This is a genomic window from Hymenobacter nivis (assembly GCF_006439025.1).
Classification (GTDB): Bacteria; Bacteroidota; Bacteroidia; order Cytophagales; family Hymenobacteraceae; genus Hymenobacter; species Hymenobacter nivis_A.
In genome coordinates this window covers 311,014-335,515 of sequence record NZ_RCYZ01000007.1, presented here as the reverse complement: position 1 = coordinate 335,515, position 24,502 = coordinate 311,014, and the positions used below count along the sequence as shown (strand labels likewise).

Here is a 24,502-nt window from a genome sequence, read left to right as displayed (position 1 = left end):
GATGATTTCTGTTTCTCGCATCTTACTATGGGTTTATTGGTTGTGATTTTGGTTTAATTGCAATACTATTAACTACTACTCCACCACTTCCCGACAAGCCCTATACAAATCCTTCCAGCCGTCGCGCTCCTTGACCACGGTTTCCAGGTATTCGAGCCACACCACGCGGTCGGGGGCGGGGTCTTTGATGACGGCGCCCATGAGGCCGGCGGCCAGGTCGTGGGCGCGCAGGGTGCCGTCGCCGAAGTAGGCGGCCAGGGCCAGGCCTGCGTTCATCACCGAAATGGCCTCGCCGGTGCTCAGCGTGCCGGTGGGTGACTTGAGCTTGGTTTTGCCGTTGTCCGTCACGCCCGCCCGCAGCTCGCGGAACACCGTCACCAGGCGGCTGATTTGCTCCAGCGCGGGGGCCTCCACGGGCAGTTGCAGGGCCTTGCCTTGCTTGGCCACCCGCGTCTGCACGATGTGCACTTCCTCGGCCAGCGTGGCGGGCAGCGGCAGCACCACGGCGTTGAAGCGGCGGCGCAGGGCGCTGCTCAGCTCGTTCACGCCCCGGTCGCGGTCGTTGGCCGTGGCGATGACGTTGAAGCCCTGCGTGGCCTGGATTTCGGTGCTCAGTTCGGGGATGGGCAGCACCTTTTCCGAGAGCATGGTCAGCAGCGTGTCCTGCACGTCGGAGGGGATGCGCGTGAGCTCCTCGATGCGCACGAGCTGGCCGGCCTGCATGCCCTTGTAGAGCGGGCTGGGCACCAGGGCCCCCAGCGAGGGGCCCTCGGCCAGCAGGCGGGCGTAGTTCCAGGAGTAGCGCAGGCTGTCTTCGGCGGTGCCGGCGGTGCCCTGTACCAGCAGGTTGGTGTGCCCGCTGATGGCCGCCGTCAGGTGCTCGCTCACCCAGCTTTTGGCCGTGCCGGGCACGCCCAGCAGCAGCAGGGCGCGGTCGGTGGCCAGGGTAGCCACGGCAATTTCCATCAGCCGCCGCTGGCCGATGTACTTGGGTTCGATGGCGAAGCCGTTGTCGAGCGTGCCGCCGAGCAGGTACGTCACCACGGCCCAGGGCGAGAGCTGCCAGTTGGGCGGCTTGGGACGGTCGTCGGCGGCCTTCAGGGCGGCCAGCTCCTCGGCGTAGAGGTCTTCGGCGTGGGGGCGCAGCAGTGCGGTGGGCAGGGGAGAAGCCATGCGGAAGCGTTAGAAGAGGGAAGGCGTGGGAGGTTCGGTGAGGCTGGCGGCGAGCTGCTGGCGGAAGCGCACCGACTCGAAAAACTGCTCGACCAGCTGGACAACGGGCGGGTACGTGGCGGCCAGGGGCCCCAGCACCTCCGTGCACGCGGGCAGCTGGTCGTCGGGCACGTAGCTGGCCAGGCGGTAGAGCAGCGTCGAAAGCCGCTGGTGGGGCTCGCCGTACGGGTTGGTCACGGCCGGCGCCAGCCCGTGGGCAATGCTGCGCAGCGCGGCCTGCACAAGGTCGGCGGGCCACGGCGCGAAGATGTAGTTCAAGAATTCCGGCAAAAACGCTGGTACGTCGCTGGTGCGCGGCGGCAGTAGCGTGCGCAGCAGCGCGATTTTCTCCGCGTCGCTCAGCAGCCAGGCCAGGTGCGCGGCTTGCTGGTGGTGCAACAGGCCGGGCTGGACGAAGTGGCGCAGCAGCAACGGCGCCACGAACGCCTTATCCTGGTGCAGGTACGCGGCCCGTGCCCAGGCGCGGAGCAGCAGGGGGCCCCAGTCGGTGGCTTCGGCCAGGACCAGCAGTTCCTCAGCCGTTACCTGCAAGTGCGCGGCCCAGCGGCTGGGCGGCAGCAGCGCCAGCAGCTGGCCCAGCCACCCGGCCCGTTCCCCGCCCTCGAAACTGGTGGTCTTCTGCTCGATGCCGTCGGCTTGCCACGCTTTATCCCAGGCCTCAGGCAATTCCACCAGCAGCTTGTTGCGGCCCAGCAGCGGGCGTTTCATCGTCAGCAAAGGCAAGGCCCGCTGCCAGAGCCGCTCCACCAGTTCCGCGCCGGGCAGGCGCACCAGCAGCGGCACCACGGTTTGGCGCACCTCCTTGCTTTTGGAAGTCAAGTAACTAAGCAGCAGCGGGGCGTCGGCCGCCGTTACCGTATGCTCCAGCTCGCCCAGCAGCGCGGCCTGGGTTGCGGCGGGCTCGGCTGGCAGCGCTGCGGCCAGCAATTGCCGCGCCTGCTCCGGGTCGTCCTTGTGCAGAAGTTCAATGAAGAACCGGCGCTGGTGCAGGTTGCCCGTTTCCCACGTCGCCGGGTCCCGGGAGGTGTGCCGGGGCATCAGCACGGCGTGCCAGTCGGGGTTTTGCTGCGCCAGCCACTGCCCCCGTTCCCCCAGTAGCGCCGACATCGTGCCGGGCAGGTGCAGCCGGAAATCGGCGTTGTTCAGCGCCGCCACCAGCAAGCCCGGGGGCACCAGGCGCTTATGCTCTTCCATCTGCGTCCAGTAGCCGGTGCGAAATGCCACAAAGCGGCTGCCCGCCAGCAGCGCGCGGAAGCATTCAGTGCCCAGGGGCCCCAGCGGTTGCCAAGCCTCGGCCGGCGCGGGCGCGGGCGGCGCCCCGGCCGCAGCCGGCGGCCGGAAGCCAGCCTTCTGCATCAGGGCCAGGGCCCCCGCCCCCAATAAGAGCCGTTGTTCAGGCCCGTCGGCGGGAGTAGTGATGCCCGGCAGGGCCGGTAGTACTTCGCCGCTCTGGCGGGTGCCCAGCAGGCCGATGCGCAGCAGCTGAGAAAATGCCGGGTAATCGGCAGCTGCCGCTGCTTCCCCCACCGCGCCCGCCGCCACGTCGGAAACCGATACCGGTGCGGCAGGTGCTGCGCCCCCAGGGCCCCCAACGGCTAGTTCTGGTCGTTGAGCAGCCTCCGCTTCGGGCTCAGGTTGGCAGGGCCAGCTGTTCAACGGGCGGAACGCCCGGCCGTCCCATTCGCCGAACAGCGTCATGGGATGGCCGCCGCTCTGGGCCAGCAATTCCCAAGGGGCCTCGGCGCTGGCAAAGCGCAGGGGCAGGCCCCCAGATTCGGCTGGGTGCTGGAGCAGCCAAGTTCCGTCGGGCTGCCGCACCGGCACCACCGGGGCCAGGGTGGCGGGCCACTCCCGCAGCCATGGCTGGCTGGCCAGGGCCGTGGCGTATTCGTCCAGCAGTTGGCTGGGCCGCTGGGCCGGGGGCGCGGCTGCCAGCGAAGCCGTCCCCGCAAAGGCCAGCGCCGCCGGCGTGGCGCGCAGCGGCAGCGGGCCGGGGTAAAACAACAGGCCCCCCGCGTAGCAGCCGTGCGGCGCCAAAGGCGTGGCGAAAGACTGGCGGCCAAACGCAAATTCCAGCACCAGCGCGTGGCGCCCCGTGGCCCGGCCCCGTAGCCAGCTGCGGCGGGCCGTGAGGCGGTCTTCCTCCCAAGTAAACTGCCCCAGCACTCGCCACTCGTCGGCCACTGGCGGGGCTAGTGCGGGCAGAGCTTCCTTCTTTAGGCTTACGCCCACTTGTTGCAGCACCTCCTGCTGGGTGGCAGCGAGCAGCTGCGCCCGGTTCTGGAAGGCGCGCACCAGCCAGTACACCTCGCCCAGGCGGGCCAGCAGGCGGGCGGGCCAGTCGGCGTGGGCGTGGCGCCACGTGGCCAGCTCCCGCACCGTGGCCGCCAGGCCGGGCAGCTGGTTGTCCACCAAGCGGGCCGCCTGTCTTTCCCAAAACGTAGCAGGTTGTTGGTCGAGCGTGGCCAGCCCGTTGCGCACCAAGTCCAGCAGCCAGGTTTCCAACTCGTCGGCGCCCTGCGCCATGCGGGCCAGCCGGGCGGGCGTTACCTCTTCCCCCGGTTCCGCCGCGGCTGGCTGCGCCGGCTCCGCTGCGTCGGCCGCCACGACCGCCCCGGCCGGTTCGCCCGCCAGCGCCCGGGGCCCCGGGCCAGCTTTGTCCACCTTCTTTTCCTGCATCTGCTGGCGTTTCGCCAGCCATTCCGCCAACCAAGCGGGCTCCGTCGAACCAGTAAAAAGCGCGGGCTGACGGGCTAGCAACAGCAGCAGGCCCGCCCCGTGCTTGCACGGAAACACCCGGCTCGGGCAGGAACACTTAAAAGCGGGTTCGCGCAGGTCGATGCCCGTCAGGTACGGCTTGGCGCCGCTGCCGGCGCACTCGCCCCACGCCGTGGCATCGGTGCGGCCCACGTTGGCCCACTTAGCCGGCTGGGCCAGCGGTTGCCCGCGCTGCCAAGTGCCCGCATTGGTCACGAAGGCCCGTGCCTGGTCTTCGGAGTAGGAAATCATTCGGTGGGAAGGGCAGAGGCGGCGCGCATTGCGGCACAAAGTAGCAAGGGAAATGAAATCCTCGTTCCTCCCCGCGTCTGTCCCCCGCCTCAACAGCAACGAGGGGCCCCCATCGTTGCCATCTGCCCCCACCGGTAGTTGCAAAGCTTCCACTTCAGCCCACTATAGAAAGCGCCGCAGAAATAGCTATTAAATCTGTCCCCCGTAGCGTCCCCTCGAAGTGGAGTAAAAGAAAAAGGCCCTGTAAGTTAGATACTTACAGGGCCTTTTAATTAAACGGTGCGGTCTGGACGGGACTCGAACCCGCGACCTCCGCCGTGACAGGGCGGCATTCTAACCAACTGAACTACCAAACCGTTTACCGAGCTAGAAAAACCGTGTGTTTTTCCGTTTTGGTGATACAAAGGTAGGGAAACGAAATGGGCGTTTGCAAGCTGGGAGGCATTTTTTCTCTTGAAAGGGGGCCGTTTTGGAGCTTGTGACTTGTTTTTCAGGCTCATTGTTTTTTGGTAGGCGTCCCAACGGCGGATGATTTACCTTTGCCAACCGCTTTTTTGGCGGGTGGGAGGGCCCCCAGCGGCTGCTTCCTTTGTTCCGTACTTGCTTTTTATCTTCTCCCCCAGCCGTGCCTGCAATGCTACTCGATTTTGAACAACCCATCGCCGCCCTTGAAGGCAAGCTCCAGGAAATGCAAAAACTGGCCGCCGACAGCGACGTGGACGTGACCAACGCCGTGGCGGCGCTGGAAACCAAAATCAAAACCCTCAAGAAGGAAACCTACGCCAACCTCACGCGCTGGCAGCGGGTGCAGCTCTCGCGCCACCCCGAGCGGCCCTACACCCTGGACTACATCGGCGGCATGGCCGAGAAATTTGTGGAGCTGCACGGCGACCGCACCGTGGGCGACGACAAGGCCATGGTGGGCGGCTTCGGCGAGATTGACGGGCAGCCGGTGATGTTCATTGGGCAGCAAAAGGGCCACAACACCAAGCAGCGGCAGTTCCGCAACTTTGGCATGCCCAACCCCGAGGGCTACCGCAAGGCCCTGCGCCTGATGAAGCTGGCCGAGAAGTTCAACGTGCCCATCGTGACGCTGATTGACACGCCCGGCGCGTTTCCGGGGCTGGAGGCCGAGGAGCGGGGGCAGGGCGAGGCCATTGCCCGCAACCTCAAGGAGATGTTTATGCTGAAGGTGCCGGTGGTCTGCGTCATCATAGGAGAGGGCGCGAGCGGCGGGGCCCTAGGCATTGCCATCGGCGACCGGGTGCTGATGCTGGAAAATACCTGGTACTCGGTGATTTCGCCCGAGTCGTGCAGCAGCATCCTGTGGCGCTCGTGGGACTATAAGGAGCAGGCCGCCGAGGCCCTCAAGCTCACGGCCACCGACATGCAGAAGGCGGGCCTCGTGGACGGCATTGTGAAGGAGCCGCTGGGCGGGGCCCACACCGACCCGGAGGCCATGATTGCCACCCTGAAAAAGACGCTGCTCAAAACCCTCAAGGAGCTGGCCGCGGTGCCCGCCGCCGAGCGCATTTCGCAGCGCATCGACAAGTTTTCGGCCATGGGCGTGGTGGTAGAATAGGGCCCCGGTGGTCCCGAAAACGGCCCGTTTGGGAGCCGGCGCGGCTTCCGAACGGGCTTTTTCGTTTCTTGCCGCTCGTTCCTACCCATTCCCTCGTTTTTTGCCATGCAGATTCACGCCATTGATACCGGTTTGTTCAAACTCGACGGCGGCGCCATGTTCGGTGTGGTGCCCAAGTCGATGTGGCAAAAGGTGTACCCCGCCGATGCCAATAACTTGTGTACCTGGGCCATGCGCTCGTTGCTCATCGAGGACGGTGACCGGCTGACGCTCATCGACACGGGCTTGGGCGACAAGCAGGACGCGAAGTTTTTCAGCCGCGTCGATTACCAGCCCACCGGCGTGCTCGACCAGTCGCTGGGGGCCCTGGGTTTTGAGCGGGCCGACATTACCGACGTTTTTCTGACGCATTTGCACTTCGACCACGTGGGCGGGGCGGTGGCGCGCCGGCCCGACGGGGCCCTGGTGCCGGCCTTCCCCCGCGCCACGTACTGGAGCAACCAGGCGCACTGGGACTGGGCCACCCACCCCAACCCGCGCGAAAAAGCCAGCTTTCTGAAGGAGAACATCCTCCCGCTCCAGGAAAGCGGTCAGCTGCGCTTTATCGACCCCGCCGCTGGGGTGCCCGCCGGGCTGCCGTTCCGCGAGCTGCTGTTTGCCGACGGGCACACTGAGAAGCTGATGGTGCCCGTGCTGGAATACCAAGGGCGCACGCTGGCGTTTATGTCGGATTTGCTGCCCAGCGCTGCCCACCTGCCCTTGCCCTACGTGATGGGCTACGACATGCGCCCGCTGGTGACGCTGGCCGAGAAGGAAGCCGTGCTGGCCCGCGCCGCCGCCGAAAACTGGGTGCTGGTGCTCCAGCACGACCACCTCACCGAGGCCTGCACCGTGCAGCAAACCGAGCGCGGCGTAGGCATAGCCGAGCGCCTGCGCATCAGTGACTTGTAATTTAGCTATTGGCTGTTGTCTTGAGCCCTTAGCTGTTGGCTTTTAGCTCTTTTTTAGAGGGCCCGGTGATTGCAAAGGTTGATAAAGTGGAGGATTTCAGTAGCCAGCAGCCAACTAAAATGGAGGGGCCAGCAGCCAGCAGCCAGCCGCCAATAGCTACTTTAAGCCTGGCGCTATCGGGCGGCGGGGCGCGGGGCATTGCGCACCTGGGCGTGCTGGCGGCGCTGGATGAGCTGGGCCTGCCGGTGGGGCGGCTGGCGGGCGTGAGTTCGGGGGCCATTGCGGGGGCGTTTTACGCGGCTGGCTTTGCGCCGCGCGAGATTTTGCGGCTGCTGCTGGCCACCAACCTGGCCCGGCTCACGCGGCCGGCCTTTAGCCGGCTGGGGCTGCTGGGGCTCGACGCGGTGGAGGCGCTGCTGGCCAGCCACTTGGGGCCCCAGGTGCAGTTCGAGGATTTGCAAAGGCCACTCACGCTGGTGGCCACTGATTTGCTGGCCGGCGAGTCGGTGTACTTCAGCGCGGGGCCCCTGCTGCCGGCGCTGCTGGCTTCGTCGGCGGTGCCCATCGTGTACCGGGCCGTGGCCTACCAGGGTCGGCAGCTGGTGGACGGCGGCCTGCTCAACAACCTGCCCGTGGAGCCGCTGCTGGCCGCTGGGGGCCCCGTGGTGGGCGTGCACTGCAACCCCATCAACCAGGAAGCGCACATTCCCACGCTGCGCCGGCTGGTGGAGCGCACGCTGCAGCTGGCCATCAACGCCAACACGGCCCACCGCAAAACCCAGTGCGCCCTGCTGCTGGAGCCGCCCGCGCTGCGCCACTTCCGCCCGCTCGACTACCGCCGGGGCGCGGAGCTGTTCGACATCGGCCACCGCTACGCCCTGGGGCAGGCCGCCGCCCTGGGGGCCCTGCTGGCCTGAGGCGGGCCCCGGCGTTACCTTATTACCTTTGCGTTTCTTGCTCACTCCTAACTTAGTTCGATGCCCGCCCGCAAAACCTCTACCGTCTGGTTCTACATCGCCAAATTCGTGTTCTGGGTGTCGGGGTGGAAGCTGGGCCAAATCGCTAATCCGGAGATCAAGAAAAGCATGATGATTGCGGCCCCGCACACCAGCAACTGGGACCTGATTTATGCCCGCGCCGCGTTCTATTTGATGGACGTGGACGTGCGCTTCACCGTGAAAAAGGAGTGGACCGACCACTGGCTGCTCGGGGGGCTGGTGCGCTCGGTGGGGGGGCTGGCCGTGGACCGCACCAAGAACAACAGCCTCGTGGAGGGCATGGCCGAGCTCTTCAACGCCCACGACGAACTGGTGATCCTCATCACCCCCGAGGGCACCCGCAAGTACCAACCGCGCTGGCGCAAAGGCTATTACTTCGCCGCCCTGGCCGCGCACGTACCCATCCGGTTGGGCTACCTGGACTACAAAAACAAGGAAGCCGGCATTGGCCCCGCCGTGTACCCGAGCGGCGACTACCCCGCCGACGAGGAAAAAATCAAGGCCTTTTACCGCACCAAAACCGGCCGTTTTCCCGCCCAGGGCGTGCGCTAGGTTTGGCGCCCGGCGCGCTACCTTAGCCGCATGGAAAAGGTGCAAACGCTGCTCTGGATTGCGCTCGGCCTCGGCGGCTTCGTGTACCGCATGGTGCAAAAAATGCGCGCCACCGCCGCCCAGGAGTCCCGCGAGCGGCCCCGCACGCCGGCCGTGCCCGCGCTGCCCACCGCCACGTTTCAGGAGCTGCTCAAGCAGATGCAGGCCCGCAACGCCGACGCACCCGGGGCCCCCACGGTGCCCGCTACCGGTCAGTTTCTGCCCGCGCCCACCGGCCCGGCGGCCCGCCCCGGCCCGCTGCCCGGTGGCCGGCCCGTGCCGGTGCCCCGCCCGCAGGAGGGCCCCGCCCGCCGCGCGCCGCGCCGCCTTACCTCACTGGAAGCCCCGGCCACGGCCCGCCCCATGAGCCCGGCCACGCCCATCGCGCAGCGCGGCGCCAACCTGCCCCGGGCCGTAATAACGGCCCAGCCCGACGCCACCTACCGGCCATTTGCCCCCGCGCCGGCCCCCGAAAGCACCGGTACCGCCGTGCGCCGCCTACTGGCCCAACCCGCCAACGTGCGGGCCGCCTTCGTGCTCAGCGAAATCCTGAACCGGCGGGAGTGGTAGCTGATTCTAGTTGTCAGCTAGTTTGCTAACAACGGACAAACCAACTGACTGACAACTAGCAACTGACAACTAAAAGCTAGTTTTGGGTGAGGGCGTAGCTTACCAGGTTGGCGCCCATGCGCAGGGCGGCCTCGTGCACGGCGGGCGGGTCTTCGGGGTAGGTGCCCACGTCTTCCCAGCCGTTGCCCAGGTCGCACTCGAAGCTATAAAAGCAGACCAGCCGGCCCTTGTACACCAGGCCGAAGCCTTGGGCGCGCTTGCCGTCGTGCTCGTGCACCTTGGGCAGGCCCCGCGGGAACGGGTATTTCTGGTGGTAGATGGGGTGGGAGTAGGGCAGCTCCACGAATTCCAGCTCGGGAAATACCTTCTTCATCTCGGGCCGAATGAACTTGTCGAGCCCGTAATTATCATCAATGTGCAGGAAGCCGCCGCCGATGAGGTACTTGCGCAGGTTCTGGGCCTCGGCGGCGGTGAAGCTCACGTTGCCGTGCCCCGTCATGTGCACGAACGGGTAATCGAGCAGTTCCGCTCCGTCCAGTTCCACGGTGGCCTCGTCGGGCGCAATGTTGGTGTGCAGCGCCTGGTTGCAGAAGCTGATGAGGTTGGGCAGGCTGGTTTTGTTGGCGTACCAGTCGCCGCCGCCGCCGTAGTGCAGCTTGGCGATGCGAAAGCTGGGGGCCCCGGGCGGCGCGGCGGCCGTGGCGGTGAGGAGCAGGGCGGCAGCGAGGAGGAAGTTGCGGAGCATAGTATTTAAGCTTACGAATCGAAGGCAGCAAGTATAAGTTGCTTGGCTGGAAATGAGTTTATATTTGAACTCAGCACTTAACTCAACCAGCGATGGCTAGGGCCGGACGACCCCACAAGACAGACCCCAGATTTGATGAAGTAGATTGGCTTATTCGGCAGCATGACAATGAGGGCGTCAAAAAGATTTTAGCGGAAACGGGCATTGAGTCTACGGATGACTATTTGCGAACCGCTTTAATATTGGCAACTCTTCGCAAAAATGAGGATTTGCTAGGTTGGCTTATTGAGCAAGGGGCTAACGTCAACCATCAGGATAGAAATGGAGATTCAGCTCTGCATTTTGCTGGCCAGGAGAAGAACGAAGACGCGGCTAGGATGCTGTTGAAGGCTGGAGCAGACCTGAATTTACTAGATGTATACGGCAATGCGCCCCTCTGGAGGGCTGTTTTTCATGCTAAAGATGACCTGCGAATTGTGAAGCTTTACGTGCAAGAAGGAGCTAATCTGAGCGGCCTAAATGACTATCCAGAACCATTCAGAAAAGTGATAGAATCGATTAGTATAGGCTAATTCAATGATGTGAAGCATTTGTATAATAGATGTTTATGACCAATGGTAAAGACCTCCTCGACCTAGGCTTCAAATCGGGCAAGTGGTTTAAAGGGGCCCTGGAGCACATCAACGCCCACGGCCTGACCGGCGAACCGATGCTGGCTTACCTCGCCACGGTGCAGCCGCCGGCCGAGCTGCCGCTGCTGCCCGAGCCGCTGCCTTTTTACGAAAACATCAGCGCCAGCTCGGTAGTGGAGCAGCAAAACATCGACTACGTGAAAGCGTCGATGCGGCTGCTCATGCGCACGCCCACCGTGGTGACGGGTGCCATTATGCCCGATGCCTGCCCGGCGGGCCCCCCCGGTACCATTCCGGTGGGCGGGGTGGTGGTGGCGCGCAACGCCATTCACCCCGGCATGCACTCGGCCGACATCTGCTGCTCGGTGATGCTGACCAACCTGGGCAAAGCCGACCCCAAGCAAGTGCTGGACGTGGCCCAGCAGGTAACGCACTTTGGCCCCGGCGGCCGGCCGCCGGAACGGCGCTACGCGCTGCCCGCCGACCTGCGGGCCGAGATGCAGGCTAACCCCTTTCTGGACACCGACAAGACCCTCGCCCTGGCCCACGAGCAGCTGGGCACGCAGGGCGACGGCAACCACTTCCTGTACGTGGGCATTTCGCGCAACACCGGCGACACCGTGCTCGTGACGCACCACGGCTCGCGCGGGGTGGGCGCGCGGCTCTACACCCAGGGTATGAAGGTGGCCGAGCGCTTCCGCCAGCAGCTCTCGCCCGAAACCGCGCCCGCTAATGCCTGGCTGCCTGCCGATTCGGCCGAGGGCGTGGCCTACTGGGAGGCCCTGCAAACGGTGCGCAAGTGGACCAAGCTCAACCATTTGTGCCTGCACGACGACATTGCCCAGCGCCTGGCCGTGCCCGTGCAGCAGCGCTACTGGAACGAGCACAACTTCGTGTTCAAAACCGGCGACCTCTACTACCATGCCAAGGGGGCCACGCCGCTCGACCCGCGCTTTATGCCTGACATCACCGGCCCGCGCATCATTCCGCTCAACATGGCGCAGCCCATTTTGATTGTGGAGGGCGCCACCACGGCCAACAACCTGGGCTTTGCGCCGCACGGGGCGGGCCGCAACCTCAGCCGCACCCGCCACAAAGCCAGCCGCACCGACAAGACCAAGGAAGAGTGGTTTGCGGAGGAAACGCAGGGCATCGACGCCCGGTTTTTCTTCAACCGCATCGATATTTCGGAGCTGCCCAGCGCCTATAAAGACGCTGCCGCGGTGCAGCAGCAGATTGCGCAGTTTGGCCTGGCCACCGTGCTCGACGAGGTGCGGCCCTACGGCTGCATCATGGCCGGCGACTGGGAGCAGGACGCGCCGTGGAAGCAAAAGCGCCGGGCCAAGCTGGCCGCCCGGGAAGAGCTAGGTGGGGAGGAGTAGTTTGTAACTACCTGATGATGAATACTTGCTTGGTATTAGGTTGGGAAGGGGCAATTATGCGCATCTGGCGTTCGCCTGTCGAAGCAGGCTTACCGCTTCATGCGAGCCGGGCACTGAAACGGCTAGGACCCATGCCAGCGACAGGCGCTCATTTTGTCAAAACAGGAGCGTCGAAACGCAGGCCGCGCGGCCACTGGGTGCTAGCTCGCTTGCGGAGGTGCGCCGAGCTCACCGCCCCAAACCGGCAAGCCAGCGCGAAATACACCCACTTTACGGCGAGCGAGCCGGATGCAACCATTACCGATGCCGTGTGGGCCCGCCGGCAGAACCAGGCCAACTCGCTCATAACGGCGCTTGTGGAGCGTAGCCGTCAAAAAAGAGACGCCGGGCCCCTTGCCTTTGCGCACCGGCTCGGCGCGCGCCGCCAGCTTTTGCGGCAACCCTTACCCCGCCCGCACGATTTGGGCTGTGAATACGGCCGCCAGCGCTGCTGTTTCGGTGCGCAGCCGCGAGGGCCCCAGCGTAACGGGGCGGATGCCGCGGGCCAGTGCCAAGGCAATTTCCTCCGGCGAAAAGTCGCCTTCGGGCCCGATGAGCACGCAGCAGCCGGGCCCCGTGGCGGCCACCTGCGCCAGGGCCGTGCGCTCGCCCTCCTCCAGGTGCGCAATGAAGGTGGTGGCCGCGTCGGCGGTGGCCACGAACGGGGCGAAGTCCATCAGCTCATCCAGCTGCGGCAGCCACGCTTGGCCGCTCTGCTTGAGGGCGCTGACCGCTATTTTTTCCAGCCGCTCCAGCTTCAGCTCGCGGCGCTCGGAGCGGGCGCAGCGGAGGAAGGAAATGCGGTCCACACCCACTTCCACGGCTTTTTCGACGAACCACTCCATGCGGTCGAGGTTTTTGGTGGGGGCCACGGCCACGTGCACAAGGTAGGAGCGGGGCGGCACGGCCTCGTGGGCGGTAATGTGCAGCTGGCAGCGCTTGGCGTTGGCGTCGGCCACCTCGGCTTGGTAGCGGCCCCCGCGGCCGTCCACGAGGGCTACGGGGGCCCCGGGGCCCAGGCGCAGCACGCGCACGGCGTGCTTGCTTTCTTCTTCGGAGAGGGTGTAGGCCGGTTGGCCGGGGTGCAGGTCGGGGGCGTAGCAGGTCAGCATGGGGCGCAAAGGTCGGCCAAGTTGGGGCCCCGGCGCGCAGTTTGCGGTGGGAAAAGCGGGCGGTTCCGGCGCTACTTTTGGCCCCATGCTGCTACTACCTGCTGCCCGGGCCGCCCTGCTGGGCCTGGCCGTGGGCGACGCCCTGGGCGTGCCCGTTGAGTTCCGAAGCCGCGACGAGCGTCGCCGCGACCCCGTGGCTGGCCTGCGCGCCCACGGCACGCACGACCAGCCGGCCGGCACCTGGTCCGACGACGCCTCGCTCACCTTCTGCCTGGCCGAAACCCTGGCCCGGCCCAAGGGCCTGCTGGGGCCCCCGGACCTGGCCGATTTTGCCCGCCGCTGCATCAACTGGCTGGATAACGCTTACTGGACGGCCACCGCCGAAACCTTCGACGTGGGCAACGCCACCCGCGCCGCCATTGGCCGCCTGCGGCAAGGCGCGGAGCCCACCAGCGCGGGGCCCCGCACGGCCCAAGACAACGGCAACGGGGCCCTGATGCGCATCCTGCCGCTGGCCTTCCACCAAACCTGGCGCGCCGAACGGCTGGACCTGGACGCCGCGTGGGCCCTCACGGCCGCCGTGGCCAGCGTCACGCACGGGCACCCGCGCTCCACGCTGGGCTGCTTCCTGTACTTGCTGGTGGCGCGGGGGCTGCTGGCGGGCCTGGGGCCGGCCGAAGCGTATGCCCAAATGATGGCGGCAGCCAACCCGTGGCTGCGGCAGGGCAGCATTCCCGCGGCTGTGGAGGATATCTACTACCGCCGGGTGCTCGACGGCAGCTTGCCCGCGCTGCCCGAAGCCGCAATCGAGTCTTCCGGCTACGTAGTGCACACCCTGGAAGCGGCGCTGTGGTGCTTGCTCACCCAAACCAGCTACCCGGCCACGGTGCTGGCGGCCGTCAACCTGGGCAGCGACACCGACACGACCGGGGCCGTGGCGGGCGGGTTGGCCGGCCTGGCCTATGGAGAAGCGGCGTTGCCCGCGGAGTGGCTGGGGCCTCTGGCCTGCCGCGCCGACATTGAGGATTTAGCCAGCCGTTTGGTAGCCGCTGGCTAACCAAATAGGGGTCCCGGCGCGCTATTTCAGCGCGTCGTTCAGCACGGCGGCCAGGCGCAGGCCGGCTTGCTGGATGCGCCGCTGCACCTGGGGCCCGTGGGCGGGGTAGTAGCGGTAGTCGAAGCCGGTGGGGTTTTGGGCGGCTTCGGCGTAAATCTGCTCGCTGAGCTGGTACGATTCCCACAGCCACTGGGCCGCGTCGTCGCGCTGCCACTGGCGCTGCTGGGCCTTGGGCACGTCGTCGTACTGCTGGCCCATTTCGGAGTAGCTCAGGCCCTGGTAATCCAGCAAGCCGCTGTCCCAGAGGCTGTGCAGGTTGGTTTCCTTGCCGCGGTAGGTGAGCTTGATGCTGTTGCCGCCCCGGTCTTCGAGCCGGCCGGCGTGCAGGGGCTGGTGCACGTCGCCCACGAGGTGAATAACGAATTTCAGCGCCACCACCCGGTCGGCGCGGGGCTTGGTTTTGTCCTTCAGAATGGCCATGTTGTCGAGCAGCGCGCGGTAGGCGTTGGGGATGGTTTGGGCCTTGAGGTCCTGCACGTACTGGTCGTGGCCGAGGCCGCTGGGGCTGTTCACGTAGTGCCAGGGGCTGGTGCCCTTGAACTCGGGCACAGGCGGATACAGGATTTCATCGGCCCAGGTGCTCACCAGCGTCACGCTTTCGGTGCCCAGCAGCTCGTGCACGGCGCGGCGCGCCTGGGGGCTAAGGTGGTGCTCGGCTATGCGCCCCACGGCGCGGTGGCCTTCCACGCCCCAGGCCCAGAGGCGGGCGGGGGCCAGCAGTAAGAGAAGCAGCGGCAGGAAACGGAAACGCATCATATAAAAAGGAAAGCCCAAAAATAGCGCCGCCGGGGCCCCGGCGCGCGCCCATAGACCGCGCCCGCGGCTGGGGGTTGCGCCGGGGCCCCGGCCGCGGGCGCGGCTCAGGAGGTGCGGCGCTCCAAAATCAAGCGGCCGCGTGGGCCGGGGCTAGCCGGCAGTTTTTAGTTTTAAAATTGAAAGACAGTATGTTAATGGCAGATCCGCCTTTTATTTGGCGCGGGGCAATGGCAGGCGAGGGCCCCCGCCGTAAACAATGCCCGCCGCCGGGCGCACCGCGCGTGCCGGCGGGCCCTTTCTCCCCCGTACGGCTCTTCTATATATATGCACGAAATTGAACTCCTGGTCCTGCTGCTGGCCGTGACGACGGCGCTGGCCGAGGTGGCCAACCGGCTGCGGGTGCCCTACCCGGTGGTGCTGGTGCTGGCGGGCCTGGCCCTGAGCCTGTGGCCGGGGCTGCCGCCGGTGGTGCTGGCCCCCAACCTGGTGTTTTTCGTGTTTCTGCCGCCCCTGCTTTATGCCTCGGCCTGGGCCCTGTCGTGGTCGTCGTTTCGGGCCGAGGCGCGGCCCATTACGCTGCTGGCGGTGGGCTGCGTGCTGTTTTCGCTGGCGCTGGTGGCGGCGGTGGCCCACTACGCGCTGCCGGGCTTCGGATGGGGCCCCGCCTTTGTGCTGGCCGCCATCGTGTCGCCCACCGATGCCGTGTCGGCCGCGGTGGCCACCAAGGGCTTGCCCGTGTCGCGGCGCATCAGCGTGGTGCTGGAGGGCGAGAGCCTGGTGAACGACGCCACGGGCCTCATTGCCTACCGCTACGCGGTGGCGGCGGTGGTCACGGGGCAGTTTGCGCTGGGGCAGGCGGCGGGGCAGCTGCTGCTGGTAACGGCCGTGGGCATTGGGGTGGGGCTGGCGGTGGCGGCCGCGTTCTACGGCGTGCACCGGCTCTCGCGCACCAGCGCGGCCATCGACACCAGCCTGACCCTGCTCACGCCCTACGCGGCCTACCTGCTGGCCGAAACCCTGCACGGCTCGGGGGTGCTGGCGGTGGTGGCAGCGGCGCTCTTCGCCAGCCAGCACGCGGGCCGCGCCACCGACCACGACCGCCGCCTGCAAGCCGCGGCCGTATGGGACACGCTGGAGTTTCTACTCAACGGCCTGGTATTCATCCTAATTGGTTTGCAGCTGCCGGGCGTGGTGGCGGGCGTGGCCCCCGGCCTGCGCTGGCCGCTGGTGGGCTACGGCGTGCTCATCAGCCTGGCCGTGCTGGGGGCCCGCATGCTGTGGGTGTACCCCAGCGCCTACCTGCCGCGCTGGCTGGGCGGCGGCCGGGCGCAGCCAACCGAGGCCCCCACCTGGGCCGAGGCTACCCTGCTGGGCTGGGGCGGCATGCGGGGGGTGCTCTCGCTGGCCGCCGCGCTGGCCCTGCCGCTGGCCCTGCCCAACGGGGATGCTTTTCCGCAGCGCAACCCCATGCTGCTGCTCACCTTCGTGGTCATTCTGGTGTCGCTGCTGGTGCAGGGCCTCACGCTGCGGCCCCTCATCGGCTGGCTGGGGCTGGAGGCCGACGGCCTGGCCGAGCGCGAGGAGCAGGCCCTGCGCGTGCGCCTGGCCACCCGCACGCTGGCCTACCTGCACAGCCCTGAAGCCGCCGCCCAGGCCCCGGCCGACGTGCTGGGCCGCATGCAGTCGCGCTACCAAATTCGCCTCGACCGCCTGCGCCAGCGTGCCGCCGGGGGCCCCGAGGCCGTGCCCGCCGCCACCCTTAGCCCCTTCCAGCAGCTCCAGGAAGTGCTCATCCACTTCGAGCGCGGGCAGCTGCAGGAGCTGCGCCGCGCCCAGCGCACCAACGAAGAAGTGCTCCGCAAGCTCGAAAACGAGCTGGACTTGGAAGAAGGCCGGTTGGCGCTGGACAAGGCTTCGTAGGCCCCGCTGGCTTTAGCCAAGGGATTTGGGCTATTAGGCGTTCGTTATCAGTCAGTTATCAGTCAATAGGCTTGTTGCCAAACTAAAAAAGCCAGAACATTAGGCGGCCGTGCGGAGCGCAGTCAAAGCATCTTTCCCACGGCAGTAAGCCAATCGTTCAACGACACGGGAAAGGTGCTTCGACTGCGCTCCGCACGGCCGCCTTTTTGTGCAATTCCTTACTCGCAAAAAGCCTGCTAACCAATAACGAGCGCCCTTAGCCTAAGCCACTGCCACCGCTGCCTTGTGGGCCCTAGGGGCCCCAGCCAGGATTTCTTCGCTGGCCGCGGCGGCGTACTTCTCAAAGTTGGCCACAAACTTGTCGGCCAGGGCGTTGGCGGTTTGGTCGTAGGCGGCTTTGTCGGCCCAGGTGCGGCGCGGGTCCAGGATTTCGCTCGGCACGCCGGGCACGGCCCCGGGCACCATCACCCCAAATACGGGGTGGGGGGTGAATTTTACTTCGTCGAGCTGGCCGTTGAGGGCGGCCGTAATCATGGCGCGGGTGTAGCCCAGCTTCATGCGGTGGCCGGTGCCGTAGGGGCCCCCGGTCCAGCCGGTGTTGATGAGCCACACGTTCACGTTGGGGTTCTCGTCCATTTTCTGGCCCAGCATCTCGGCGTACCGGGTGGGGTGCAGCGGCAGGAATACCGCCCCGAAGCAGGCCGAAAACGTGGTTTGCGGTTCGGTGATGCCCATTTCGGTGCCCGCCACCTTGGCCGTGTAGCCCGACATGAACAGGTACATGGCGTGGCTCTTGTCGAGCCGGCTGATGGGCGGCAGCACCCCAAAAGCGTCGGCGGTGAGGAAGAAAATGTGCTGCGGGGCCCCGGCCACGCCCGGCTCCACGGCGTTGGCAATGAAGTCGATGGGGTAGGCGGTGCGCGTGTTTTCGGTCACCGATTTATTGGCGTAGTCCACGGTGTGGGTGCCGGGCACGAAGCGCGTATTCTCCACGATGGCCCCGAAGCGGATGGCGTTCCAGATTTCGGGCTCCTTCTCCTCACTCAAATCAATCACCTTGGCGTAGCAGCCGCCCTCGAAGTTGAATACCTCGCCGCCGGGCGTCCAGCCGTGCTCGTCGTCGCCGATGAGGCCGCGGTTGGGGTCGGCCGAGAGGGTGGTTTTGCCCGTGCCCGAGAGGCCGAAGAAGATGGCCGTGTCGCCTTGGGGCCCCACGTTGGCCGAGCAGTGCATGGGCAGCGTGGCGTGCTGGTGAGGCAGCAAGTAGTTCAGCACCCCAAAAATGCCCTTTTTCATCTCCCCGGCGTAAGCCGTGCCCCCAATCAGAATCATCTTCTTGGTGAAGTTGATGACGGCGAAGTTGGCCTGGCGGGTGCCGTCCACGGCCGGGTCGGCCTCGAAGCCCGGGGCGCAGATGATGCTGAAATCGGGCAGCCAGGCGGTGTCGGCGCCGTCTGCGGGGCGCAGGAATAGGTTGTGGCAGAACAGGTTGTGCCAGGCCAGTTCGTTCACCACGCGCAGCCGCAGCTGGTAGGCGGGGTGGGCCCCAGCATAGGCGTCGCGCACAAACACTTCTTTATCAGCCAGGTAATTCACCATTTTCTGGTGCAGCTGGTCGAATTTTTCCGGTGCAAACGGGATGTTGATGTCGCCCCACCACACGCTGCTTTCCGTGCCGGCGTCGCGCACAATGAAGCGGTCTTTGGGCGAGCGCCCCGTGAACTGGCCGGTATCGCACATCAGGGCTCCCGTGTCGGTCAGCTCGCCTTCGCCGCGGCGCAGGGCGTGGTCAACCAGCGTAGCGGGCGGCAGGTTGAGGTGCACGGCCCCGGTGGTGGCGCCGAAGCCCAAGGGGGCTAAGCGGTCGGCAACGGCGGGCGAGGAAATGGGCGTTGGCATAAGATAAATGGAAAAAGATGGGTGGGATTAAATTACTGCGGAAGGACAGGCACAAAACATCCCGGCCCTGGGGGCCCCAGGGTAAAGCATTTTGGCGGGAGGGCCCCGGCGGCCGAGCGGTCAGGAACACCTATGGATAGGAGCAAATAGCGTGTAAGCGAGTGGCTTATGGGCAAAATCTGCAAAATTGGCGAGCAGTTGCGGGGGCTTTTTGAACATGACAAAGGTAGCGGGGGCCCCCTGCGGCGCACTGAAACAATTGAACCCATTACCAGGACAAATCATACCTTGCGGCAGAATTCCATCGGTTTACGGTAAAAAATCACCCATCTTCTCCCGTCCGGCCATGCCCCAGGAAATTGCGCGCTACAACGGCATCTACGGCGACCACCAGGCCGGCGTCCGCTACGATTACCTCCAGAGCCAGCTCATCGCGCCCCGTCAGCGCCTCACCGACTGGGGCCTGAAGCCGCACCTGCACGGCAACCTGTTCCAGCTGTTTTTTCTGGAGGCCGGCCGCGCCGCGTTCGAGGCCCCCGCGCGGGCGGCGCTCATCACGCCCTGCGTGGTGGTCATCCCGGCGGGCACGGTGCACGGCTTCACGTTCAGCCCGCAGGTGAAGGGGCGCACGCTCACGCTCTCGGAGGGCCTGCTCGACACCATTTTACAGGCCACGCCCGACGTGCTGGTGGAGCTAAACGCGGTGCACGTGCTGGCCGAGTTCAGCGCTGAGGTGCCCTTTGCCGACCTGCTGGCCCTGGCCCAGCAAATCCACGCCGAAACCCACGCCGACCTGCCCGGCAAGCAGCTCGCCCTTAATGGCCTCTTCAAGCTGCTGTTCGTGAAGCTGTTCCGCCTGCTGCACCACAACCGCCGCAAGGCCGCCAGCCCCAATAGGGCCCTGCACTACTTCCGCGAGTTCCAGAAGGCCATTGCCCGCGCCGCGCCCTTCGAGAAAAAAATTGCCGACTTTGCCCAGGAGCTCAAGATTACGCCCGTGCACCTCAACCGTATCTGCCAGGCCGTGAAGGGGCGCACGGCCCTGCAAATTGTGCAGGCCCACACCCTGCGCCGGGCCCACAACTACTTGGTGTACACGGCGCTCCCGGTATCGGAAATCGCCTACGAGCTGCAGTTCGTGGACCCCGGTTACTTCACGCGCTTTTTCCGCAAGCAAACCGGCCTCTCGCCCGGGGCCTACCGCGCCCGCGCCTACCAGGCCGCGGGGGCCCCGGCCGCCGCCCAGCCCTAGGGCGGGGGCCCCGGGGGCCGACTGCCAAAACTTCCCTAGCTTTACCCATCCCGTATTGCCGGCCATTTGTGGTGGCCGGCCGTGCGGCCTTTTTTCACCCCTACATATACTGTATGCAACCTGCTGCTGCCCAGCGCGAGCAACCCATTCCAGCCTCCACCAGCCACCCCAAGGGCCTGTACTTGCTCTTCGCCACCGAAATGTGGGAGCGGTTCAGCTACTACGGCATGCGGGCCGTGCTGGTGCTGTTTCTCACCAAGGCCATGCTGATGGACAAGGCGTTTGCCTCAAAGTTCTACGGCGGCTACACCAGCCTAATCTACCTCACGCCGCTCATCGGCGGCTTCATCGCCGACCGCTACTGGGGCAACCGGCGCTCCATCCTCACCGGCGGGGCCCTGATGGCGCTCGGGCAATTCACGCTCTTCGCGGCCGCCTCCAACTACGGCGCCGAAGCCACGCACCCCCTCAGCCACCAGCTGCTGTACCTCGGCCTGGGCCTGATGATTCTGGGCAACGGCTTCTTTAAACCCAACATTTCGTCGATGGTGGGCTCGCTCTACAGCGCCACCGACAAGCGCAAGGACGCGGCCTACACCATCTTCTACATGGGCATCAACCTGGGTTCGTTCTTCGGCAACACCGTCACCAGCCTAGTGGGCGACACCGGCCGGTCAGAGGATTTCCGCTGGGCGTTCCTGGCCTGCGGCATTGCCATGGTGCTGGGCACCGTGTTTTTCCAGTGGGGCAAAACTCGCTACCTGCACACGCCTACCGGCGAGCAGGTGGGCGAAACCCCGGTGAACTCCGGCGGCATCAAGGGCGTGTTTGCCCTGCTGCCGGTGCTGCTGGCCGTCATGATCGGCATTTTGTGGCTCGATTCGGCTAAGTTTGCCACCATCGCCCCGCTGCTGGGCATCGCCGTGGTCGTCATCGCCTTCATGATTTTCAGCGATAAGTCGCTGAGCGGGGCCGACATCCAGGGTATCCTGGTTATCTTCATCGTGTCGTTCTTCGTGGTGTTTTTCTGGGCCGCGTTCGAGCAGGCCCCGGCTTCGCTCACCTTCTTTGCCGACGAGCAGATGGACCGCCACCTCTTCGGCTACGAGCTGCCCGCCAGCTTGTTCCAAAACCTGAACGGCTTCTTCGTGGTGGCCGGGGCCCCCGTAATGGCCCTGATCTGGACGGCCCTGGGCCGCCGCGGCGCCGAGCCACCGTCGCCCGTCAAAATGGCCATGGGCCTGGCCCTGCTGGCCCTGGGCTACCTCGTGATGTGCTTCGGCGTACACGACGTGCAGCCGGGCATGAAGGTGAGCATGTTCTTCCTGGTGGCCCTCTACTTCTTCCACTCCATCGGCGAGCTGTGCCTGTCGCCCATCGGCCTGTCGCTGGTGAATAAGCTGGCCCCAGTTAAATTCAGTTCCCTGCTGATGGCCGTGTGGTTCCTGGCCAACGCCGCCGCCAACTACCTGGCCGGCTACATGAGCAGTCTCTACCCCGACCCCAAATCGACGAAGCCCGCCCCGGTGCTGCTCGGCTACCACATCGAAAACCTCTACGATTTCTTTCTGGTCTTCGTCGTGTCGGCCGCCGTGGCGGCGGTGATCTTGTTCGCCATCAGCGGCAAGCTGGCCAAAATGATGGACGCCCGCAACCACGCGCCGGCGGCCGCTTAGGGCCCCCAGCATTACACGCAGAAAGCCCCGCTGGCCTGGCCAGCGGGGCTTTCTATTTTACTTTCGGAATAAATAATTGTTCTTTGGTGCCCATAAAATTTCATTCCTTCAACCAACGCCGCTCAAAAATGAAAACGACACCAGCCCATTCGCAACGCTGCCCGCAAACGGAGCAATTGGGAAGCGTAGCCTCCGGTAAGAAAGGCTCGGAACGCCGCCTCCGGGGGCTGGCTGTGCTGCTGGCGGCCGGCCTACTGGTGCTGGTGGCGGGCAGCAGCGCGGTGGCCCAGGCCGGCCCGCAGGTGGTGCACTTGGCCAAGCTCGAAATCTACCCGGCCCAGCTCACCAGCTACCTGGCCGCGCTAAAGGAGCACGCTGAAACCGCGTTGCGCGTCGAGCCTGGCGTGCTGACGCTGTATCCCATGGCCGACGCCGCGCACCCCGAGCGCATCACCGTGCTGGAAATCTATGCCAGCCAAGCGGCCTACCAGGCGCATTTAAAGTCCCCCCATTTTTTAAAGTACAAGGCCGGCACCAAGGAAATGGTCAAGTCGCTCGAGCTCATCGACGAAGTGCCGCTGCTGCCCACGGGGAAGGTGAAAAACTAAGCATTGGCTCAAAGCCAGCTAGGCAATGCCAACGGTTGAGCGTTGTGCCGAATTTGCAACTGCTTCAAGGCTTGCCAGGGCTAGGGCCCCCAGCTGTCCAGGCTCGGTATGAACCAAACTATTCCCAAGTTCGCCGGCAAATGGTTGCCAGGAGTAGGGCCCCCAGCATCCTGCCTACGAAGCGGCTAGCCCACAAAAAAGCCCCGCCGGACATTGTCCAGCGGGGCTTTTTTTAGGGGCAATGATGAATCAGCGAAATCCGCTAAATCAGCATAATCTGCGATTACATCATGCCGCCCATGCCACCCATGCCGCCCATGCCACCGTCGCCATGGCCACCGGCCGACTCCTTAGGCTCAGGCTCGTCCGAAATCACGGCTTCGGTCGTCAGCAGCAAGCCTGCAATCGAAGCAGCATTTTCCAGCGCGAGGCGGGTTACTTTGGTCGGGTCGATGATGCCAGCGGCCACGAGGTTCTCGTAGCGGTCTTCGCGGGCGTTGTACCCGAAATCGCCGCTGCCTTCGCGCACTTTCTGTACCACTACCGAGCCTTCGCCACCGGCGTTCTGCACGATGCAGCGCAGGGGGGCCTCCAGGGCGGTGCGGATGATATTCACGCCGGTGCGCTCGTCGCTGTTGTGGGTGTCCACCGCGGCCAGGGCCTCAATGGCACGCACTAGGGCTACGCCGCCGCCGGGTACCACGCCTTCCTCAACGGCGGCGCGGGTGGCGTGCAGGGCATCGTCCACGCGGTCTTTCTTCTCTTTCATTTCCACCTCGGTGCTGGCGCCGATGTAGAGGATGGCTACACCACCGCTCAGCTTAGCCAAGCGCTCCTGCAGCTTCTCCTTGTCGTAGTCCGACGTGGTGGTTTCCATCTGGGCTTTGATTTGGGCGATGCGGCCGCTGATGGCCTCTTTCTCACCCTTACCGTTCACGATGGTCGTGTTGTCCTTGTCGATGATGATCTTCTCGGCCGTGCCCAGGTACTCCAGGGTGGCGTTTTCGAGCTTGTAGCCCTGCTCTTCGCTGATGACGGTACCGCCCGTGAGGGTGGCGATGTCTTCCAGCATGGCCTTGCGGCGGTCGCCGAAGCCAGGAGCCTTCACGGCAGCAATTTTCAGCGAGCCGCGCAGCTTGTTCACCACCAGCGTAGCAAGGGCCTCACCGTCCACGTCTTCCGAGATGATAACCAGGGGCTTGCCGGTCTGGAGCACTTGCTCGAGCACGGGCAGCAGCTCCTTCATGGTGCTCACTTTCTTGTCGTAAATCAGCACGTAAGGGGAGTCGAACTCCACTTCCATCTTCTCCGGGTTGGTCACGAAGTAAGGGGAGAGGTAGCCGCGGTCGAACTGCATGCCTTCCACCGTTTTCACCTCGGTTTCGGTGCCGCGGGCTTCTTCCACGGTGATCACGCCTTCCTTGCCCACTTTATCCATGGCATCGGCAATCATTTTGCCAATTTCCGCGTCGTTGTTGGCCGAAATCGTGCCCACTTGGGCGATTTCCGAGTTATTCTCGATTTTCTTCGACTGGGTCTTCAGGTTGGCCACCACGGCGATTACCGCCTTGTCGATGCCGCGCTTCAGGTCCATCGGGTTGGCCCCGGCGGCCACGTTTTTCGAACCGGCCGTGTAGATGGCCTGGGCCAGCACGGTGGCCGTCGTGGTGCCGTCGCCAGCCTGGTCGGCCGTTTTCGAGGCTACTTCCTTCACGAGCTGGGCGCCCATGTTTTCAATCGGGTCGCGCAGCTCGATTTCCTTGGCCACGGTCACGCCGTCCTTGGTAATCGAGGGGGCCCCAAATTTCTTGTCGATGATGACGTTGCGGCCTTTGGGCCCCAGGGTCACCTTCACGGCGTTTGCCAGTTTGTTTACACCGGCCTGCAAGCGGGCACGGCCTTCGGTATCGAATTGGATGTTCTTAGCCATTACTAGGTAATGAGGGTATGAGGGGATGGGTTGATTAGGAACTTTCGCGGGGCAAGCCGAGGCTTACAACACGGCGAAAATGTCCGACTCGCGCATGATGAGCAGGTCCTCGCCGTCAACGGTGATTTCCGTGCCGGCGTACTTGCCGTACAGCACCTGGTCGCCCACGGCCACCTGGGGCTTGATGAGCGAGCCGCTGTCGGCGGTTTTGCCTTCGCCCACGGCCACTACTTCGCCGCGCTGGGGTTTTTCCTTGGCCGTGTCGGGGATGATGATGCCGGATTTGGTTTTCTCCTCGGCGGCGGCGGCGCGGACGATGACGCGGTCAGCCAGCGGTTTCATGCTAAGTGCCATTCTGGGTTTGTTAAGGTTAAAAAGGATGGGTAATCAGGATAAGCACGACCTCTTCACTTCCCGTGCCAGGGCCCCAAAGCCTGACAAAATGCGCCAATCGGGCCCCGCCACCTGGCAAAAATGGCAAGCCAAGGCCACAAAAAACC

General features: G+C 65.0%; 20 protein-coding genes and 1 tRNA gene. 12 read left to right on the top strand and 9 right to left on the bottom strand.

Translation table 11 applies throughout. The features are described 5' to 3' along the window. Positions 1–75 precede the first annotated feature (75 nt). From EAH73_RS17335 to EAH73_RS17325, 3 genes are all read right to left on the bottom strand, one after another. Positions 76–1,173 carry an ATP-binding protein gene (locus tag EAH73_RS17335; protein WP_140468682.1) on the bottom strand — a complete coding sequence of 366 codons (1,098 nt, stop codon included), beginning with the start codon at positions 1,171–1,173 and terminating at the stop codon, positions 76–78. A 9-nt stretch (positions 1,174–1,182) separates the two neighbouring features. Then, on the bottom strand, positions 1,183–4,242 hold the full coding sequence (locus tag EAH73_RS17330) for a DUF5691 domain-containing protein (RefSeq protein WP_140468681.1): 3,060 nt from the start codon (positions 4,240–4,242) through the stop codon (positions 1,183–1,185). 282 nt (positions 4,243–4,524) lie between these two features. After that, positions 4,525–4,598, bottom strand: a tRNA-Asp gene (locus tag EAH73_RS17325). Positions 4,599–4,876: 278 nt separating this feature from the next. Between EAH73_RS17325 and EAH73_RS17320 the strand changes: the two genes are divergently transcribed. The 5 genes from EAH73_RS17320 to EAH73_RS23165 all read left to right on the top strand — a co-directional run bounded on the left by EAH73_RS17320 (position 4,877) and on the right by EAH73_RS23165 (position 8,934). Next, a complete protein-coding gene (locus EAH73_RS17320; protein ID WP_140468680.1) occupies positions 4,877–5,824 on the top strand; it encodes an acetyl-CoA carboxylase carboxyltransferase subunit alpha in 948 nt (315 codons plus the stop codon). A gap of 105 nt (positions 5,825–5,929) precedes the next feature. Next, positions 5,930–6,775, top strand: a complete 846-nt coding sequence (locus EAH73_RS17315) for an MBL fold metallo-hydrolase (RefSeq protein WP_140468679.1) — start codon at positions 5,930–5,932, stop codon at positions 6,773–6,775. A 65-nt stretch (positions 6,776–6,840) separates the two neighbouring features. After that, positions 6,841–7,692: a patatin-like phospholipase family protein gene (locus tag EAH73_RS17310; RefSeq protein WP_240047310.1), complete on the top strand. Its 852-nt coding sequence runs from the start codon at positions 6,841–6,843 to the stop codon at positions 7,690–7,692. Between the two features lie 60 nt (positions 7,693–7,752). Further along, entirely contained in the window at positions 7,753–8,325 is a 573-nt protein-coding gene (locus tag EAH73_RS17305) for a 1-acyl-sn-glycerol-3-phosphate acyltransferase (protein ID WP_140468678.1), read from the top strand. A 30-nt stretch (positions 8,326–8,355) separates the two neighbouring features. Next, positions 8,356–8,934, top strand: coding sequence for a hypothetical protein (locus tag EAH73_RS23165; protein WP_161599588.1), 579 nt, complete (start codon positions 8,356–8,358; stop codon positions 8,932–8,934). A 76-nt stretch (positions 8,935–9,010) separates the two neighbouring features. Here EAH73_RS23165 and EAH73_RS17295 read toward each other — a convergent pair whose 3' ends face one another. After that, positions 9,011–9,679, bottom strand: coding sequence for a DUF4159 domain-containing protein (locus EAH73_RS17295; protein ID WP_140468676.1), 669 nt, complete (start codon positions 9,677–9,679; stop codon positions 9,011–9,013). 92 nt (positions 9,680–9,771) lie between these two features. Between EAH73_RS17295 and EAH73_RS17290 the strand changes: the two genes are divergently transcribed. Beyond that, positions 9,772–10,251 (top strand): ankyrin repeat domain-containing protein, encoded by a 480-nt coding sequence (locus EAH73_RS17290; protein ID WP_140468675.1) that lies wholly within the window; start codon positions 9,772–9,774, stop codon positions 10,249–10,251. 35 nt (positions 10,252–10,286) lie between these two features. Further along, a complete protein-coding gene (locus tag EAH73_RS17285; protein WP_140468674.1) occupies positions 10,287–11,693 on the top strand; it encodes an RtcB family protein in 1,407 nt (468 codons plus the stop codon). A 443-nt stretch (positions 11,694–12,136) separates the two neighbouring features. Here the strand turns inward: EAH73_RS17285 and EAH73_RS17280 are convergent, their stop codons facing one another. Beyond that, a complete protein-coding gene (locus tag EAH73_RS17280; RefSeq protein WP_140468673.1) occupies positions 12,137–12,844 on the bottom strand; it encodes a 16S rRNA (uracil(1498)-N(3))-methyltransferase in 708 nt (235 codons plus the stop codon). Between the two features lie 85 nt (positions 12,845–12,929). Between EAH73_RS17280 and EAH73_RS17275 the strand changes: the two genes are divergently transcribed. Beyond that, positions 12,930–13,901 (top strand): ADP-ribosylglycohydrolase family protein, encoded by a 972-nt coding sequence (locus EAH73_RS17275; protein WP_193560209.1) that lies wholly within the window; start codon positions 12,930–12,932, stop codon positions 13,899–13,901. A gap of 21 nt (positions 13,902–13,922) precedes the next feature. On the opposite strand, the gene EAH73_RS17270 is transcribed toward EAH73_RS17275, so the two are convergent. Next, positions 13,923–14,717 (bottom strand): S1/P1 nuclease, encoded by a 795-nt coding sequence (locus tag EAH73_RS17270; RefSeq protein ID WP_140468672.1) that lies wholly within the window; start codon positions 14,715–14,717, stop codon positions 13,923–13,925. A 324-nt stretch (positions 14,718–15,041) separates the two neighbouring features. Here EAH73_RS17270 and EAH73_RS17265 point away from each other — a divergent pair, with 324 nt between their 5' ends. Then, on the top strand, positions 15,042–16,637 hold the full coding sequence (locus EAH73_RS17265) for a Na+/H+ antiporter (RefSeq protein ID WP_140468671.1): 1,596 nt from the start codon (positions 15,042–15,044) through the stop codon (positions 16,635–16,637). A gap of 261 nt (positions 16,638–16,898) precedes the next feature. On the opposite strand, the gene pckA is transcribed toward EAH73_RS17265, so the two are convergent. Continuing rightward, entirely contained in the window at positions 16,899–18,536 is a 1,638-nt protein-coding gene (gene pckA / locus EAH73_RS17260) for a phosphoenolpyruvate carboxykinase (ATP) (RefSeq protein ID WP_140468670.1), read from the bottom strand. A gap of 346 nt (positions 18,537–18,882) precedes the next feature. On the opposite strand from pckA, the gene EAH73_RS17255 reads away from it, so the two are divergent. From EAH73_RS17255 to EAH73_RS23765, 3 genes are all read left to right on the top strand, one after another. Next, the gene (locus EAH73_RS17255) at positions 18,883–19,788 is read left to right on the top strand and encodes an AraC family transcriptional regulator (RefSeq protein WP_161599587.1); all 906 of its coding nucleotides are present in this window, start codon (positions 18,883–18,885) and stop codon (positions 19,786–19,788) included. Between the two features lie 113 nt (positions 19,789–19,901). Next, a complete protein-coding gene (locus EAH73_RS17250) occupies positions 19,902–21,464 on the top strand; it encodes a peptide MFS transporter (RefSeq protein ID WP_140468668.1) in 1,563 nt (520 codons plus the stop codon). Between the two features lie 128 nt (positions 21,465–21,592). Then, on the top strand, positions 21,593–22,072 hold the full coding sequence (locus tag EAH73_RS23765) for a putative quinol monooxygenase (protein WP_140468667.1): 480 nt from the start codon (positions 21,593–21,595) through the stop codon (positions 22,070–22,072). Between the two features lie 283 nt (positions 22,073–22,355). Here the strand turns inward: EAH73_RS23765 and groL are convergent, their stop codons facing one another. Both groL and groES read right to left on the bottom strand, forming a co-directional pair. After that, on the bottom strand, positions 22,356–24,002 hold the full coding sequence (gene groL, locus EAH73_RS17240) for a chaperonin GroEL (RefSeq protein WP_140468666.1): 1,647 nt from the start codon (positions 24,000–24,002) through the stop codon (positions 22,356–22,358). 63 nt (positions 24,003–24,065) lie between these two features. After that, entirely contained in the window at positions 24,066–24,356 is a 291-nt protein-coding gene (gene groES / locus EAH73_RS17235) for a co-chaperone GroES (protein ID WP_068232777.1), read from the bottom strand. Between the last annotated feature and the right edge of the window lie 146 nt (positions 24,357–24,502).

Excerpts from the sequence above, each read along its gene's own strand:
- EAH73_RS17335 (WP_140468682.1), bottom strand. The coding sequence starts at position 1,173 with ATGGCTTCTCCCCTGCCCACCGCACTGCTGCGCCCCCACGCCGAAGAC.
- EAH73_RS17330 (WP_140468681.1), bottom strand. The coding sequence starts at position 4,242 with ATGATTTCCTACTCCGAAGACCAGGCACGGGCCTTCGTGACCAATGCG.
- EAH73_RS17320 (WP_140468680.1), top strand. The coding sequence starts at position 4,877 with ATGCTACTCGATTTTGAACAACCCATCGCCGCCCTTGAAGGCAAGCTC.
- EAH73_RS17315 (WP_140468679.1), top strand. The coding sequence starts at position 5,930 with ATGCAGATTCACGCCATTGATACCGGTTTGTTCAAACTCGACGGCGGC.
- EAH73_RS17305 (WP_140468678.1), top strand. The coding sequence starts at position 7,753 with ATGCCCGCCCGCAAAACCTCTACCGTCTGGTTCTACATCGCCAAATTC.
- EAH73_RS23165 (WP_161599588.1), top strand. The coding sequence starts at position 8,356 with ATGGAAAAGGTGCAAACGCTGCTCTGGATTGCGCTCGGCCTCGGCGGC.
- EAH73_RS17295 (WP_140468676.1), bottom strand. The coding sequence starts at position 9,679 with ATGCTCCGCAACTTCCTCCTCGCTGCCGCCCTGCTCCTCACCGCCACG.
- EAH73_RS17290 (WP_140468675.1), top strand. The coding sequence starts at position 9,772 with ATGGCTAGGGCCGGACGACCCCACAAGACAGACCCCAGATTTGATGAA.
- EAH73_RS17285 (WP_140468674.1), top strand. The coding sequence starts at position 10,287 with ATGACCAATGGTAAAGACCTCCTCGACCTAGGCTTCAAATCGGGCAAG.
- EAH73_RS17280 (WP_140468673.1), bottom strand. The coding sequence starts at position 12,844 with ATGCTGACCTGCTACGCCCCCGACCTGCACCCCGGCCAACCGGCCTAC.
- EAH73_RS17275 (WP_193560209.1), top strand. The coding sequence starts at position 12,930 with ATGCTGCTACTACCTGCTGCCCGGGCCGCCCTGCTGGGCCTGGCCGTG.
- EAH73_RS17270 (WP_140468672.1), bottom strand. The coding sequence starts at position 14,717 with ATGATGCGTTTCCGTTTCCTGCCGCTGCTTCTCTTACTGCTGGCCCCC.
- EAH73_RS17265 (WP_140468671.1), top strand. The coding sequence starts at position 15,042 with ATGCACGAAATTGAACTCCTGGTCCTGCTGCTGGCCGTGACGACGGCG.
- pckA (WP_140468670.1), bottom strand. The coding sequence starts at position 18,536 with ATGCCAACGCCCATTTCCTCGCCCGCCGTTGCCGACCGCTTAGCCCCC.
- EAH73_RS17255 (WP_161599587.1), top strand. The coding sequence starts at position 18,883 with ATGCCCCAGGAAATTGCGCGCTACAACGGCATCTACGGCGACCACCAG.
- EAH73_RS17250 (WP_140468668.1), top strand. The coding sequence starts at position 19,902 with ATGCAACCTGCTGCTGCCCAGCGCGAGCAACCCATTCCAGCCTCCACC.
- EAH73_RS23765 (WP_140468667.1), top strand. The coding sequence starts at position 21,593 with ATGAAAACGACACCAGCCCATTCGCAACGCTGCCCGCAAACGGAGCAA.
- groL (WP_140468666.1), bottom strand. The coding sequence starts at position 24,002 with ATGGCTAAGAACATCCAATTCGATACCGAAGGCCGTGCCCGCTTGCAG.
- groES (WP_068232777.1), bottom strand. The coding sequence starts at position 24,356 with ATGGCACTTAGCATGAAACCGCTGGCTGACCGCGTCATCGTCCGCGCC.